Below are 14936 nucleotides of genomic sequence, written 5' to 3' on the forward strand. Positions count from 1 at the left end.
CAACCCTCATCCTTTGGCTTTGGCTTTTGAAACACAATTTCGAAAAATTTCAAGCCACACCCAATACCTCCGTGAAAATTGCCTTAATTGCATCCGTGCTTCTTGTTTGCATTGCGGTATTGAATTTAATCCTTTCCCTAAAAAAACGGAAAAAGAGGTAAACACTTCCAAAAAGACTCACGGTCAGTACTACAAAATCTAAAGATTCTTTCGCAGATAATGTCAAAAAAACGTACATTTGAGTACATCCGACATACTGTAACAATGCCCGAAAAAATAAATATTCCCAAACATTTCAAAGGTTTAAACGATCTGGAAGTAACCGAATCGCGAGAACAATTCGGCAGTAACACACAAACCCAGAAACCAAAATACCACTGGTGGATTGCGCTTTTGGAGCTGTTTAAAGAACCTATGTTATTATTACTCATTTCCGTTGCAATAATCTATTTTATATTGGATCAAAACAGTGAAGCTTGGTTTATGCTGATTGCCGTTATAGCCGTTTCCGGAATTTCTTTTTATCAGGACAACCGAAGCCGAAAAGCTTTGGAAGCACTGGAAGCCTTGAACGAACCCTTAACCACTGTTTTACGAAACGGAGCAATAAAACAAATTCCCACAAGCGAAATTGTCGTTAAAGATCTGGTCATTGTTGAAGAAGGAAACCTGATTAATGCGGATGGCGAAATTCTGCACAGTAATGATTTTTCCGTGAACGAATCTTCACTAACCGGTGAAGCGTATTCCGTTTTTAAATCTGAAAAAACCGAAGACCGGAAAATTTTCAGCGGTACACTCGTAGCTTCCGGTTTGGCTGTTTTTAAGGTCACCGAAATTGGTACGGAAACCGTTTTAGGTAAATTAGGCGCCTCTCTTATCAACATTAGAGAAGAAGCTACTCCGTTGCAAGAACAAATAGAACGTTTTGTAAAAAAAATGGCATACATAGGAATAGCCGTTTTCATTTTGGTTTGGGCCGTTTATTTTTGGAAAACACGCGATATTCTTCACAGTTTACTAAAAGGATTAACCCTAGCCATGTCAATTCTTCCCGAAGAAATTCCGGTGGCGTTCACAACATTTATGGCATTGGGTTCCTGGCGACTGATGCAGGAAGGCATTATCGTTAAAAAAACCAGAACCGTCGAAACCTTAGGCAGCGCGACTGTAATCTGTACCGATAAAACCGGAACGCTAACCGAAAATAAAATGAGCCTTCAGGCCGTATATGCACTAGCCAACAACAAACTTACGCAGGAAGGCGACTGGAACGATTCCGAGATACAAAAAGTCATCACAATGGCAATGTGGGCGAGTGAACCGGTTCCTTTTGATCCGATGGAAAAAACGCTGCATCAAGTGTATGAAAAAATAACCCAATCAGATGACCGAACATCGTTTCAGATGTTTCACGAATATCCGCTTGACGGAAAACCTCCCATGATGACGCATTTGTTCCAAAATAATCATGGAGAACGTATTATTGCAGCCAAAGGAGCACCGGAAGCACTTTTAGCATCTTCAACGCTCAACGAAGCGCAACGCCAACAGGTACTATTGGTTTCAGATGAATTGGCGGCGCAGGGTTTTCGTTTATTGGGTGTAGGCTTCTCGGATTTTAAAGGCATGGATTTTCCAAAAACGCAGCAGGAATTTACATTTCACTTTGTCGGACTGATTGCCTTTTATGATCCTCCAAAAGAAAATATAAGTCATGTTATCCGTCAATTTTATGATGCCGGAATTAAAGTGAAAGTCGTTACCGGAGACAATAACATCACCACAAGAGCCATTGCAAAAAAAGCGGGAATTCCGGAAGCAGACGCATTTATAAATGGTGCCGATTTAATGCAATTGAACGAATCCGAACTGATTACCACCATACACAATACCACTTTACTTACCCGCATGTTTCCCGAGGCAAAATTAACCATTGTGAATGCGTTGAAAAAAGACCATCAGGTGGTGGCAATGGTGGGCGACGGCGTAAACGATGGCCCGGCGCTAAAAGCTTCACATATTGGAATTGCTATGGGAAAAAAGGGAACAGAAATTGCCAAAAGTGCCGCCGATATTATTCTGATTGACGATGATTTATCCAAAATGATTACCGCTGTTGCCGCCGGAAGACGTATTTACGCCAATATTAAAAAAGCGGTACAATATATCGTTTCCATTCATATTCCGATAATTCTAACGGTATCCCTGCCTTTATTTTTGGGGTGGCAGTACCCTGATATTTTCACTCCGGTGCATGTTATTTTCCTTGAATTGGTTATGGGACCGATGTGCTCTATTGTATACGAAAACGAACCCATTGAAAAAAACAGTATGCAGCTTCCACCGAGAGCTATGGGAACTACTTTTTTATCCTTTAAAGAAATGAGTATTAGTATTCTGCAGGGATTGGCTATTACAATCGGAATACTTTTCATGTATCAGTACAGCGCACATCTGTATGAAAACGAACAAATTACACGCACCATGGTTTTTACCACTTTGGTTTTTGCTAACAGCATACTTTCCTTAACCAACCGTTCGTTTCTCTATTCGATTTTCACCACACTGAAATACAAAAACAACATGATATACACCCTGAATGTTATAACACTTTCCATGTTGGCCCTGATTTTATATTTACCACCTGTTGCATCGTTTTTTAAAGTCGTACCATTGTCTGTATCGCAATTGGGTTACTGCATTGTAACCAGCGGAATTTCAGTATTGTGGATTGAATTGTTGAAATGGAGACGACGAAAAAGAATATTGAAATAATGGCGTTTTTCAATGAAACGATTTACCCAATCCGCAACCCGTTTTCCACTTTAAAATCAGGAGCGAGTAACACAATATCGTTATCATTGCCAACGGAGCCCAGCACCAGACATTCGCTCATGAACTTGCCAATCTGCTTTTTGGGAAAGTTTACCACCGCTACTATTTGTCGGTTAAGCAATTCCGTTTTAGTATAACGCTTTGTAATTTGTGCCGATGATTTACGGATGCCGATTTCCGCTCCAAAATCAATCGTGAGTTGGTAAGCAGGTTTTCGGGCTTCGGGAAAATCGTTCACTTCTGTAATCGTTCCCACGCGCATTTCTGTTTTTTCAAATTCTTCCCAAGTCAGCATTATTCTCTATTTTTAGTGGAAAACAAATGTTCAATTACCCAAGCCGGACCAATAAGCAAAAACTGAATATCTTTTAAAAACGAAGGCTTTTTTCCTTCCAACTGATGGCCGTAAAATTGTCCGGTCCAAGCCAACAGAAAAATTACCAACGACGACTTCCAAAGCGGATACTGAAACCCGATAACATAATTAACTGAGATACAAATCGCTGAAAAAAACGAAATTTTTATTGCTATCAACAGGGAAAGACGGGAATAAAAAAACAATACAAAAAACAACGCAACAACTGCCCAATTGTCGATTAATGGTTCCTGAAGTGGTGAAATACGTCGGATGAAATCAGTCGGAATACTCATCAGTAAACCTATAATCGAAAAATAAATCGCCGGAACACAGATAAAATGTATCGCTTTGTTTGTTGGGTGCTGATGGCTGACTTCGTATTCGTCAAACCATTGCTGTAATGTTTTCATGACTCATTTTTTTATCCGACTAAAGTAAAAAATAATTTCGTGAAATTCATTTTTGTCGTAATTTGGTACAAACGAAACACGCCATGGCACGCACACCTTCCAATATGATTCCACTAGGCACGATTGCTCCGGAATTCCATCTAAAAGACACCAATTCCAATTATTCCTATTCCTTTGCTGATTTGAAAGGTTCGAAAGGTACGCTAGTCATGTTTATTTGCAATCATTGTCCGTTTGTACACCATGTTGTTGATGAAATTGTTCGAATTGCCAACGATTATCGCGTGCAGGGATTGGGCATTATTGCCATTTCAAGTAATGATATCGTAAATTATCCTCAGGATGCACCGGAATTAATGACCGAATTTGCCTTTCAGCATAATTTCGAATTCCCTTATCTCTACGACGCTACACAGGAAGTAGCCAAAGCTTATGATGCAGCGTGTACACCCGATTTTTATCTGTTTGACAATCAGGACAGATTGGTTTATCGTGGACAATTGGACGACAGTCGCCCCGGAAACGGCATTCCGTTAAGTGGCAGTGATTTGCGCGGTGCGATTGACGGCGTGATTTACAACCGCAGTATCAATCCGATTCAGAAACCAAGTTTGGGCTGTAATATAAAATGGAGTTAAAATTTTAAAGAAATCATTTACTTTTATTACATTAGCGCTGTAACATAAATCTACAAACCTTGCAAATAACCTCTACATCTTCGGTTCTTTCCGGACACTCTTCCTTAAAGAGTGATGTAACGTTATTGTTTTCTCACAACAAGGCCTTCATCAATTAGGCCTCCGTCTGCTTTCTGATTTTTCTTTAGACGGAGGATTTTCTTTTTAACATTCACTTTTTTTTTGCAAAGAGTATTCTTCTGCAACAATTTTCATTACATCCTAATTTTTATTATGGCTCGAAATAAGCTTTTTGGCAAACCGTCTGTGCGTCAAATTATTTGGATATTCTCCATTGTATTTCTATTGGCAATAATTGCTCTGTTGTATCAATATAAAACTTACTTCGCATTCCTTGGTGCTCCAATAGTTATCGTATCCGTTGCTTTAATGGATTATACTTATCGGCCAAAATTCTACTGGAAAAAAAATAATTAATTTAAATCAACATAGTATGAAACCTATTCCAACATTTACAGCAGCGGAATATCAATTGCTTCGCAATCTTTCTAAAAAAAGTATTACATCCAGTAATGCCAAAGACATGGCGCTTTTAAACGGTGAATTAGACAGAGCCGTTATAATAAAAGACGGAATGATTGAAAAAAACATCATTCGAATAAACTCTTTTGTTACAGTTGAAGACATGTCTGCCAAAAGACAAATGAAATTTCAGATTGTTTTACCTTCGTTAGCCAATGTAAAAGACAACAAAGTTTCCATTTTGGCCCCTTTAAGTATTGCCCTAATTGGCTTTAAAGAAAATGATGTTGTAGAATGGGAATTGCCTGCAGGAAAAAAAACCTTAAAAATTGTTGCCGTTGAAAACCTTTCGGATAATTAAATTTTCTAAGAACACCTCATTTTTGTGAAGGTGTTTTTTTATTTCTTCTCCAGAACAATATCAATCGGTCGGTTGGCTTTTCGTCCGAACTGTACTGTTTTTTCGCTTTGTGAGGCACACAACACATACATATTAAACGCAAAAAGCTGAATGGTTTGCGTTTTGTACTTTTTATTCGGATCTTCCACTTTCACACTGAAATTATCTGCCGGAAATGTTGCCGCAATGGATAACAGATAATTGTCTTTCGCATACGGAAAAAACCATCTTGCCTTTGGGTTTTCTGTAGTGATTTTATTCCCATTTTCATCAATCTGATAGTTCATCGAAAACTGAAGCGGCTTGTTACTGTCTCTGAAACTGTAAACATTGTTCAGATTAACAACCTCTTTCCCTAAGCTGTCTACCACTGTAATTTTCAAATTCTTGATATTTTCTTTTTTCCCGTCTTCGTGAATGTCCAAAACCAAATATGAAGTAAAATCATAGCCACAATGCATCGCAGGAATCTGTGCATTTACAGTCACTGAAACAAACAAAAGAAAAAACAAGTGGCGCATAATTGGGATTTAAGCAGACAAAAATAAATGATTCCAATAAAAAAAGCCCTCAAAAAGAGAGCTTTTATAAATTTTTAACGGATTTCGAATTATTTCACATCCATCAATTCCACATCGAAAATCAAGGTAGCATCCGGCGGAATAACTCCACCTGCACCACGGGAACCGTATCCTAAATACGACGGAATTACAAAACGGGCTTTGTCTCCCACTTGCAATAACGCGATACCTTCGTCCCAGCCTTCGATAACCTGACCTCTACCTAAAGTGAATTCAATAGGTTGTTTTCTTTTGTAAGACGAATCGAAAACCATTCCGTTTTCCAATGAACCAGAATAATGAACCGAAACCGTTTTACCTTTTTCAGCTTTTTTCCCGTTTCCTTTTTGGATCATTTTGTAACGTAATCCGCTTTCTGTTTTATCGAAACCAGCGGCTAATTTTTCCAAAGCCTCCTCGGCCATTTTTTTTTGCTCGGCGATTCTTTTTTCTCTTGAACCTTCGAAAGTTCTGAAAGCTTCCACAGCATTCCATTTTTCCGCTTCCTCACCTACTCTAACGATTTCAATACTTTCAATAATATCGCCCTGAACAATTTCATTCACGATATCCTGACCTTCAACCACTTGTCCGAAAACAGTATGTTTGTTATCCAACCAATCCGTTGGAACGTGCGTGATGAAAAACTGAGAACCGTTTGTACCAGGACCTGCATTAGCCATAGACAATACGCCCGGCTTATCATGCTTTAATTCCGGATGAAATTCGTCGTCGAATTTATAGCCCGGATCTCCTGTTCCTGTTCCTAAAGGACAACCTCCCTGAATCATAAAATCTGGAATCACACGGTGAAATTTCAATCCGTCGTAATACGGTTTTCCTTGTGGTTTAATGTCGTTTTCCAAATTTCCTTCGGCTAAACCAACAAAGTTTCCAACCGTTCCCGGTGTTTTATCATGAGTCAGTTTTATCAAAATAACTCCTTTTGAAGTATTAAATTTTGCGTAAATTCCGTCTTGCATTTTGTTTTGCTTTAAATTTCTGAACTGCAAAATTACGAATTTAAAATCTAAAAAGTTTCATAAATAATCGACTTCCGTTTTCGCATAATTCAGATTCTTTTTACATTTGAAAGAGAAAATCATCAATGCATGCATGCAACCCTAATTTCCTACCGGTCCGAATATAAAAATCAATTTATCGCACTGAACAAAGCCTGGTTGGAAGAATTTTTCTTTGTGGAAAAACACGATTTGAAAGTTTTTGAAAATATTGAGGAAGTCATTCTGAATCCGGGTGGTGAAATCTTTTTCTGTTTGGTGAATGGTGAAGTGGCCGGAACTGTTGCCATGCAAAAAGTAAACGACAAGGTCTATGAAATGGCAAAATTGGCGGTTGATAAAAAGTTTCAGGGACAAAAACTGAGCAATTTGTTAGTCGACGCCTGTATTGATTTCGCAAAAAAGAAAAATGCCGAAAAAATCATGCTGGTTTCCAGCACCAAATTAACACCGGCGCTGAACCTGTATCGAAAATACAATTTTAAAGAAACACCTTTGGATGAAACCGATTACCATCGTGCCGATATTCAAATGGAATTGTATCTTTAAACAAAAGAATCACATTTATGAAAATCCCTAAAGATTATCTCGATATCAATAAAAAAACCTGGAACAGCAAAACGGACGTTCACATTGCATCCGAATTCTATGACACAGAAAGTTTCATCAACGGAAAAAATACTTTAAACGAAATTGAACTTGCTTTATTGGGCGATGTTTCGGGAAAAAAAATCCTGCACCTGCAATGTCATTTCGGGCAGGATACACTTTCGTTTGCACGATTAGGCGCCAAAGCAACCGGAGTGGATTTATCCGATAAAGCCATCGAAAGAGCCCGTGAATTCAATACCGAATTACAACTCGATGCTACATTCATCAATTGCGATATTTACGATTTACCGAATCACCTCGAGGAACAATTCGACATCGTTTTTACCAGTTATGGAACCATTGGTTGGCTACCCGATTTGAACAAATGGGCCAATGTGGTTTCGCATTTTTTAAAACCGGGCGGAAAATTTGTCATGGCCGATTTTCATTCTGTAGTTTGGATGTTCGACGATAATTTCAAAGAAGTTTTTTACAGTTATTTTAATGTCGAACCCATTGTAGAAGCCGAATCCGGAACGTATGCAGACAGGGATGCGGAAATTGCAACACAAACTGTTACCTGGAACCACCCGACGAGCGAAATTTTAAACGCATTACTCTGTAACAAAATGGAAATTCAGTCGTTTAATGAATACGACTATTCTCCTTACAACTGTTTCAACGAAACGGAAGAATTTGAAAAAGGAAAATTCAGAATCAAACATTTGAAAAATAAAATTCCGATGGTTTATTCTTTAACAGCAATCAAAAAATAATACTATTTATGGAAAGTTTATTCAATCCGCAAGGCAATCAAAACATTATAGACCGAATTCAAAAACTACAACCTACTACACTGTCCCAATGGGGTAAAATGACGGTAAGCCAAATGTTGGAACACTGTCAGGCTCCGTTAAAAGTAGCGTTTGGCGATTTGGTTTTAAAACGAAACCTCATGGGATTCCTTTTTGGAAAATTAGCCAAAAAAACTTTGGTAAACAACAAACCTTTCGACCATAATCTGCCTACTGCCAAAGAATTCGTCGTTACCCACGAACCGGAATTTGAAAAAGCAAAAGCCGAATTAATTAAAGACGTTACCCGTTTCAGCCAAGGACCTTCAGCCATTAAAAACCTGAAACATCCTTTCTTCGGACACATGACTGAAAACGAATGGGATGTGGCACAATGGAAACATTTGGATCATCATTTGAGACAGTTTGGGGTTTAATTCAGTAATCCGTCTACAGTGGTCAGTTTGCAGAAACTTTGTACCTTTGCGCCTCAGAACCTCAGAACCTTTTTTAAAAAATGCGCATCGATATCATTACCGTTTTACCAGAACTCATCCGAAGTCCGTTTGAAGCTTCCATACTGAAAAGAGCCATCGCCAAAGGATTGGTGGAAGTACATATGCACAACCTTCGCGATTACAGTACCAACAAACACAAAAATGTGGATGATTATCAGTTTGGTGGCGGTGCCGGTATGGTAATGAGTATCGAACCGATTGCAGCCTGTATTGAAAAATTACAAAGCGAACGCAAGTACGACGAAGTGATTTATATGACTCCTGATGGCGAAACGCTGAACCAGAAAATGGCAAATTCGATGTCGATGTTAAAAAACATCATCATCCTTTGCGGACATTATAAAGGTGTAGACCAACGCGTTCGTGATTTATTCATCACCAAAGAAATTTCGATTGGCGATTATGTTTTATCGGGAGGCGAATTGGGCGCAGCGGTTTTATGCGATTCCATTATCCGACTGATTCCCGGCGTTTTAAGTAACGAAACCTCGGCATTGACAGACAGTTTTCAGGACAACTTACTCTCTCCTCCTATTTACACACGACCGGCAGAATACAAAGGACACAAAGTTCCGGATGTTTTATTGAGCGGAAATTTTGCCGAAATCGAAAAATGGCGGGAGAATATGGCGTATGAACATACCAAAACACGCCGACCGGATTTATTGGAGGAATAGTGAGCAGAAGTAAGATTGCAGAAAGCAGTGAGCATATTGCAAGAACAAATCAGAAACACAATTACTAAAGAACTGTAAAGAAACGTTTGAGATGTAAAATCAACTTGTTTCTTGTCTTTCAAAAGCCAAAAAAACTTTGAAATTGAAATAAATTGGAGTGGACAGTCAAAAAAACTCACAATTCATAATTCATAATTCATAATTATTTATTAATTTCGCAGCCAAATTCAGCCCAACCTCTGACGATAACCGTGAATGTTGCTCTGATTCAAACATTTAACATTAATAATCATGTCAAGTTTATTAAAATTTGTTCAAGACGAATTAGTAACAAGAAAAGATTTCCCTGAATTTTCTGCAGGTGATACTATCACTGTGTACTACGAAATTAAAGAGGGTGAAAAAACAAGAACACAGTTCTTCAAAGGAGTTGTAATCCAAAGAAGAGGTGCTGGTGCAACGGAAACGTTCACTATCCGTAAAATGTCTGGTGCTGTAGGTGTAGAGCGTATCTTCCCTGTAAACATGCCGGCTTTACAAAAAATTGAATTGAACCAAAGAGGTAAAGTTCGTAGAGCTCGTATCTACTACTTCAGAGAACTTACTGGTAAAAAAGCAAAAATCAAAGAAAGAAGAAGATAATTCACTTTCCGAAGTTTATAAAATCAGCTCCAATTCTATTGGGGCTTTTTTTATGCAAAAAAAATACACTCAAATTATCAGATTCATAATTATAAGTCGCCAAAATAACAATCTGATAATTCGCTTAAATCTGATTAAATCCACATCGCTTTTCGGACTGATTTTCTTATATTTGCCTTGCATTTTAAGCAGCATTTTATACATCAAATTATTTATTCTGAAAATACACAACGATGACACAGAAATCTAAAATCCATTACACCCTGACGGATGAAGCACCAATGTTAGCCACACATTCTTTCTTACCGATTGTTCAGGCTTTCACCGCTCCGGCAAATATTGATATTGAATTGAGAGACATTTCTCTGGCTGGAAGAATTTTATCGAATTTTCCGGAATTCTTAAAAGACGATCAGAAAATCGGAGATGCTTTGACAGAATTGGGTCAGTTAGCCACTACTCCGGAAGCAAACATTATCAAATTACCAAACATATCCGCTTCAGTTCCTCAGTTAAAAGAAGCTATTGCTGAATTACAGGCACACGGTTTCGCTATTCCGAACTTTGTGGAAGAACCAAAAAACGATGCTGAAAAAGAAATCAAAGCAAAATACGCTAAAGTATTAGGATCGGCTGTAAACCCGGTTTTACGTGAAGGAAACTCTGATCGTCGTGCTCCTAAATCAGTTAAAAACTACGCAAAAGCAAACCCACATTCTATGGGTGCTTGGTCTTCAGATTCAATAACAGAAATCGCGCACATGGATGCCGGTGATTTCTACGGAAGCGAAAAATCAGTTACGGTTGAAAACGATTCTCAATTTGTAATTGATTTCATTGATGCCAACGGTAACGTAACCAATTTAAAAGCGGCTTCCAAATTAAAAGCAGGCGAAGTAATTGATTCTTCAGTTATGAGTTTATCGGCTTTAAAAGCATTCGCCAAAAAAGAAATCGCAGATGCTAAAGCCAAAGGACAATTGTTATCCGTGCATTTAAAAGCTACGATGATGAAAGTGTCTGACCCGATTATTTTCTCTGCTATCGTTGATGTTTATTTCGAAGACGTTTTCACAAAATATGCAGACGTTTTCGAGTCTTTAAATATCGATACTAAAAACGGTTTAGGCGATGTGTATGCAAAAATCGCAGGTCACCCGCAACAAACTGAAATCGAAGCCGCTCTTACAGCTGCTTTAAACAACGGTCCGGCAGTGGCAATGGTGAATTCTGATAAAGGAATTACCAACTTCCACGTTCCTTCTGATGTAATTGTGGATGCTTCTGTACCTGCTTTTGTACGTACTTCAGGAAAAATGTGGAACGCTAAAGGCGAATTACAAGATACTAAAGCGTTAATTCCGGACAGAAACTACGCTGGTTTATACGTAGCGACTGTAGATTTCTGCAAAAAGAACGGTGCTTTCGATCCAAAAACAATGGGATCGGTTCCAAACGTAGGTTTAATGGCGCAAAAAGCGGAAGAATACGGTTCACACGACAAAACATTCCAGGCAGTTGCTAACGGAATCATCAGAGTACATGATGGAAACGGTACGACTTTCATGGAGCAAACTGTAGAAGCTGGTGACATTTTCAGAATGTGTCAGACTAAAGACGCTCCAATTCAGGACTGGGTTAAATTAGCCGTAAACAGAGCAAGATTATCCGATACTCCAGCTATTTTCTGGTTAGACAATCAACGCGCACACGACCGCGAAATGATCAAAAAAGTTGAAAAATACTTAAAAAATCATGACACAACCGGATTAGACATCCGCATCATGAATATCGTTGACGCTACGAATTTCACATTGGAAAGACTGAAAAACGGTTTAGACACTATTTCAGTAACCGGAAACGTATTGCGTGATTACTTAACCGACTTATTCCCAATTTTAGAATTAGGAACTTCGGCGAAAATGTTATCTATCGTTCCGTTAATGAATGGTGGAGGTTTATTCGAAACCGGAGCCGGAGGTTCTGCACCAAAACACGTAGAGCAGTTCTTAGAAGAAGGTTATTTACGTTGGGATTCTCTTGGTGAATTCTTGGCTTTAGGCGCATCCTTAGAGCATTTAGGACAAACACAAAACAATCCGAAAGCATTGGTATTGGCAGAAACCTTAGACGAAGCAAACGATAAATTCCTTAAAAACGATAAATCGCCGGCGCGTAAAGTAGGCCAGATTGACAACAGAGGTTCGCACTTCTACTTGGCAATGTACTGGGCAGAAGCATTGGCAAACCAAACCAAAGACGCCGAATTACAAGCAAAATTTGCTCCTATCGCTGCAGAACTTTCAGCAAACGAAGCGAAGATTGATGCTGAATTAATCGGAGCACAAGGCAAACCGCAAAACATTGGCGGGTATTATCAGCCTTCATTCGCTCTGACTGAAAAAGCAATGCGTCCAAGTGAAACATTAAACGCAATTTTAAAGAAATTAGCATAATCTGATTTTTTATCAGACTACAAAAAAAAGACGATTCGGAAGGATCGTCTTTTTTATTAACCTCATCTTAACAGTTGTTTCGCTACAAAAACTCGAAATTTACAGCCAATTCATACTAAAGGTAACAACATGATACTCAGGAAAACATCCATTACATTCCTTATCCTTTTCATTTGCTGTTTTTCATCCTACGCTCAGGAAAAATTTATTTTGAGCGGAATCATAACGGATGCCAAAACCAACGAAACCTTAATCGGTGTAAACATCTATTTTCCGGAACTGAAAACAGGCACCAATACCAACGAATACGGCTTCTATTCGATTTCACTTCCGAAAGGAGACTACACAATTCAATACAATTACGTGAGTTATCTACCGTTGGAAGAGAAGATAAATCTGCAACAAAATACCAAGAAAAACATCGCTTTAACCGAAAACGCCCAGCAATTGGACGAGGTGGTCATTATAGAAAACCGAAAAAAAGCCGACATCAGAAAACCGGAAATGAGCGTTAACAAACTTACAATTGCCGAAATCAAAAAAATGCCGGTAATTTTAGGCGAAACCGATATCTTGAAATCAATTTTACAACTTCCCGGAGTTACCAATGCCGGGGAAGGACAATCCGGTTTCAATGTACGCGGTGGTGCTGCCGATCAGAACCTGATATTATTAGACGAAGCTACTATTTACAATTCCTCGCATCTTTTTGGTTTCTTTTCGGTGTTCAATTCCGATGCGATTAAAGATCTGAAATTATACAAAGGCGGCATTCCGGCCCGTTTTGGTGGACGCGTGGCTTCTGTACTCGACATTTATCAAAAAGACGGCAACAGTAAAAACTTTCACGTTAATGGCGGTATCGGATTAATTTCCAGCCGATTACTGGCCGAAGGTCCGATTGTAAAAGACAAAGGTTCATTTCTTGTAGCCGGAAGAAGTTCGTATGCACATTTGTTTCTGAAACTGACCGACAATAAAAACTCGGCCTATTTCTATGATTTGAATACCAAACTGACCTATAAATTCAACGAGAACAACAACCTCTTTTTGTCCGGATATTTTGGACGGGACGTTTTCAGTCTCAACGAAAGTTTTAAGAACACCTACGGAAATTCCGTTTTAAACCTGCGTTGGAATCATTTGTTTTCGGATAAATTATTCTCCAACATGTCCTTCATTTACAGCGATTACTATTACGGATTAACGCTTGATTTTGTAGGTTTCAATTGGGACAGCGGTATCAAAAATTACAATTTCAAATACGATTTAAAACATTATTTATCGGATAAATTCAAATTGGCTTACGGACTGAATACCGTGTATTACGATTTCAATCCAGGAACCATTGAACCAAACAATTCCGAATCAGGCATCAACCCAGATCAATTGGATAAAAAATACGCTTTTGAGCCATCCTTTTATATTGAAACAGAACAACAGCTTACCAAAAAGTTTTCTGTGAATTACGGTTTGCGGTACAGCATGTTTTACCGATTGGGCAGTCAGGAAATCAATACCTATGCGAACAATCAGGCCGTGGTTTGGAACAACGATTTGAAAATCTACGAAAAAGCCACACCTACCGGAACCGAAAAATTCGGCAAAAACGAAACAATGGCCAGTTTTAACAATCTCGAACCGCGTTTGGCTGTTGCCTATACTTTAGACGACAACCAATCCGTAAAAGCGAGTTACAATCGTATGGCACAATACCTGCATCTGATTTCCAATACCGCTTCTCCTACTCCGCTGGATGTTTGGACGCCGAGCGATAAATTCATCAAACCACAATTGTTAGATCAGGTGGCTGTGGGGTACTTCCGAAATTTCAGCAAGGATAAATATTCTTTGGAAGTGGAAACCTTTTATAAAAAAGTGAAAAACCGAATCGACTATATTGACGGCGCCGATTTAATCGCCAACAATGCTATCGAACAAGTAGTTTTAAACGGTCGTTCCCGTGCTTACGGACTGGAAGTATTACTACGTAAAAACACCGGAAAACTTAGCGGCTGGATTTCGTATACGCTTTCCAGAACAGAACAGCAAACACCGGGAAGAACACCCGAAGAATACGGAATTAATTATGGAAACTGGTATAAATCAGGCTATGATAAAACACACAATCTTTCCGTAACCGGGGCGTACAAATTAAATGAAAAGTGGACGTTTGGCTCAATATTTACTTTACAGACCGGACAACCTGTAACTTTTCCGGACAGTTATTATGTATATCAAGGCATTCAGATTCCGAATTACGGTGGACGAAACGAAAGTAATCTTCCCACCTACCATCATTTAGATGTTTCGGCAACCTTAACACCTAGAAAAAACAAAAACCGAAAATGGCAGGGCGAATGGGTTTTCAGTGTGTATAATATCTACAATCGAATGAATTCGGCTTCGATTTCCTTCCGACAAAATTCGGATACCGGAAACAATGAAGCAGTACGTTTATCTATTTTCGGAGCGGTTCCGAGTGTTACTTATAATTTTAAATTTTAATA

The 14936-nt window shown here is 38.7% G+C and carries 14 protein-coding genes; 10 read left to right on the forward strand and 4 right to left on the reverse strand.

The features are described from left to right. Positions 1-264: 264 nt before the first annotated feature. A complete protein-coding gene (locus FCR2A7T_RS03000; RefSeq protein ID WP_023569793.1) occupies positions 265-2778 on the forward strand; it encodes a cation-translocating P-type ATPase in 2514 nt (837 codons plus the stop codon). A gap of 22 nt (positions 2779-2800) precedes the next feature. Here the strand turns inward: FCR2A7T_RS03000 and FCR2A7T_RS03005 are convergent, their stop codons facing one another. Both FCR2A7T_RS03005 and FCR2A7T_RS03010 read right to left on the reverse strand, forming a co-directional pair. Further along, a complete protein-coding gene (locus FCR2A7T_RS03005) occupies positions 2801-3133 on the reverse strand; it encodes a tRNA-binding protein (protein WP_117614379.1) in 333 nt (110 codons plus the stop codon). Then, positions 3133-3606, reverse strand: a complete 474-nt coding sequence (locus tag FCR2A7T_RS03010) for an Mpo1 family 2-hydroxy fatty acid dioxygenase (RefSeq protein WP_023569795.1) — start codon at positions 3604-3606, stop codon at positions 3133-3135. Before FCR2A7T_RS03010 ends, FCR2A7T_RS03005 begins: the two co-directional genes overlap by 1 nt. Positions 3607-3689: 83 nt before the next feature. Here FCR2A7T_RS03010 and FCR2A7T_RS03015 point away from each other — a divergent pair, with 83 nt between their 5' ends. Together FCR2A7T_RS03015 and FCR2A7T_RS03025 are read left to right on the forward strand one after the other, a co-directional pair. Then, on the forward strand, positions 3690-4244 hold the full coding sequence (locus FCR2A7T_RS03015; protein WP_023569796.1) for a thioredoxin family protein: 555 nt from the start codon (positions 3690-3692) through the stop codon (positions 4242-4244). A 493-nt stretch (positions 4245-4737) separates the two neighbouring features. Then, positions 4738-5127 carry a GreA/GreB family elongation factor gene (locus tag FCR2A7T_RS03025; protein ID WP_023569797.1) on the forward strand — a complete coding sequence of 130 codons (390 nt, stop codon included), beginning with the start codon at positions 4738-4740 and terminating at the stop codon, positions 5125-5127. A gap of 38 nt (positions 5128-5165) precedes the next feature. Here the strand turns inward: FCR2A7T_RS03025 and FCR2A7T_RS03030 are convergent, their stop codons facing one another. Continuing rightward, positions 5166-5687: a hypothetical protein gene (locus FCR2A7T_RS03030; RefSeq protein WP_023569798.1), complete on the reverse strand. Its 522-nt coding sequence runs from the start codon at positions 5685-5687 to the stop codon at positions 5166-5168. Between the two features lie 89 nt (positions 5688-5776). Beyond that, positions 5777-6709, reverse strand: a complete 933-nt coding sequence (locus FCR2A7T_RS03035) for a peptidylprolyl isomerase (protein ID WP_023569799.1) — start codon at positions 6707-6709, stop codon at positions 5777-5779. 129 nt (positions 6710-6838) lie between these two features. Here FCR2A7T_RS03035 and FCR2A7T_RS03040 point away from each other — a divergent pair, with 129 nt between their 5' ends. The 7 genes from FCR2A7T_RS03040 (at position 6839) to FCR2A7T_RS03070 (ending at position 14934) form a co-directional block, all read left to right on the forward strand. Next, the gene (locus FCR2A7T_RS03040; RefSeq protein ID WP_023569800.1) at positions 6839-7297 is read left to right on the forward strand and encodes a GNAT family N-acetyltransferase; all 459 of its coding nucleotides are present in this window, start codon (positions 6839-6841) and stop codon (positions 7295-7297) included. Positions 7298-7314: 17 nt separating this feature from the next. Continuing rightward, positions 7315-8115, forward strand: a complete 801-nt coding sequence (locus tag FCR2A7T_RS03045) for a class I SAM-dependent methyltransferase (protein ID WP_023569801.1) — start codon at positions 7315-7317, stop codon at positions 8113-8115. Positions 8116-8123: 8 nt separating this feature from the next. Continuing rightward, a complete protein-coding gene (locus tag FCR2A7T_RS03050; RefSeq protein ID WP_023569802.1) occupies positions 8124-8570 on the forward strand; it encodes a DUF1569 domain-containing protein in 447 nt (148 codons plus the stop codon). A gap of 80 nt (positions 8571-8650) precedes the next feature. Further along, complete coding sequence (trmD, locus tag FCR2A7T_RS03055) at positions 8651-9328, forward strand: tRNA (guanosine(37)-N1)-methyltransferase TrmD (protein ID WP_023569803.1); 678 nt, start codon at positions 8651-8653, stop codon at positions 9326-9328. A gap of 291 nt (positions 9329-9619) precedes the next feature. Further along, positions 9620-9970 (forward strand): 50S ribosomal protein L19, encoded by a 351-nt coding sequence (rplS, locus tag FCR2A7T_RS03060; RefSeq protein WP_023569804.1) that lies wholly within the window; start codon positions 9620-9622, stop codon positions 9968-9970. 233 nt (positions 9971-10203) lie between these two features. Next, the gene (locus tag FCR2A7T_RS03065) at positions 10204-12426 is read left to right on the forward strand and encodes an NADP-dependent isocitrate dehydrogenase (RefSeq protein ID WP_023569806.1); all 2223 of its coding nucleotides are present in this window, start codon (positions 10204-10206) and stop codon (positions 12424-12426) included. Between the two features lie 129 nt (positions 12427-12555). Beyond that, positions 12556-14934, forward strand: coding sequence for a TonB-dependent receptor (locus FCR2A7T_RS03070; protein ID WP_023569807.1), 2379 nt, complete (start codon positions 12556-12558; stop codon positions 14932-14934). The last annotated feature ends 2 nt before the right edge of the window (positions 14935-14936 follow it).

This window comes from Flavobacterium cauense R2A-7, from assembly GCF_000498475.1.
Lineage (GTDB): Bacteria > Bacteroidota > Bacteroidia > Flavobacteriales > Flavobacteriaceae > Flavobacterium > Flavobacterium cauense.

Excerpts from the sequence above, each read along its gene's own strand:
- FCR2A7T_RS03000 (WP_023569793.1), top strand. The coding sequence starts at position 265 with ATGCCCGAAAAAATAAATATTCCCAAACATTTCAAAGGTTTAAACGAT.
- FCR2A7T_RS03005 (WP_117614379.1), bottom strand. The coding sequence starts at position 3,133 with ATGCTGACTTGGGAAGAATTTGAAAAAACAGAAATGCGCGTGGGAACG.
- FCR2A7T_RS03010 (WP_023569795.1), bottom strand. The coding sequence starts at position 3,606 with ATGAAAACATTACAGCAATGGTTTGACGAATACGAAGTCAGCCATCAG.
- FCR2A7T_RS03015 (WP_023569796.1), top strand. The coding sequence starts at position 3,690 with ATGGCACGCACACCTTCCAATATGATTCCACTAGGCACGATTGCTCCG.
- FCR2A7T_RS03025 (WP_023569797.1), top strand. The coding sequence starts at position 4,738 with ATGAAACCTATTCCAACATTTACAGCAGCGGAATATCAATTGCTTCGC.
- FCR2A7T_RS03030 (WP_023569798.1), bottom strand. The coding sequence starts at position 5,687 with ATGCGCCACTTGTTTTTTCTTTTGTTTGTTTCAGTGACTGTAAATGCA.
- FCR2A7T_RS03035 (WP_023569799.1), bottom strand. The coding sequence starts at position 6,709 with ATGCAAGACGGAATTTACGCAAAATTTAATACTTCAAAAGGAGTTATT.
- FCR2A7T_RS03040 (WP_023569800.1), top strand. The coding sequence starts at position 6,839 with ATGCATGCAACCCTAATTTCCTACCGGTCCGAATATAAAAATCAATTT.
- FCR2A7T_RS03045 (WP_023569801.1), top strand. The coding sequence starts at position 7,315 with ATGAAAATCCCTAAAGATTATCTCGATATCAATAAAAAAACCTGGAAC.
- FCR2A7T_RS03050 (WP_023569802.1), top strand. The coding sequence starts at position 8,124 with ATGGAAAGTTTATTCAATCCGCAAGGCAATCAAAACATTATAGACCGA.
- trmD (WP_023569803.1), top strand. The coding sequence starts at position 8,651 with ATGCGCATCGATATCATTACCGTTTTACCAGAACTCATCCGAAGTCCG.
- rplS (WP_023569804.1), top strand. The coding sequence starts at position 9,620 with ATGTCAAGTTTATTAAAATTTGTTCAAGACGAATTAGTAACAAGAAAA.
- FCR2A7T_RS03065 (WP_023569806.1), top strand. The coding sequence starts at position 10,204 with ATGACACAGAAATCTAAAATCCATTACACCCTGACGGATGAAGCACCA.
- FCR2A7T_RS03070 (WP_023569807.1), top strand. The coding sequence starts at position 12,556 with ATGATACTCAGGAAAACATCCATTACATTCCTTATCCTTTTCATTTGC.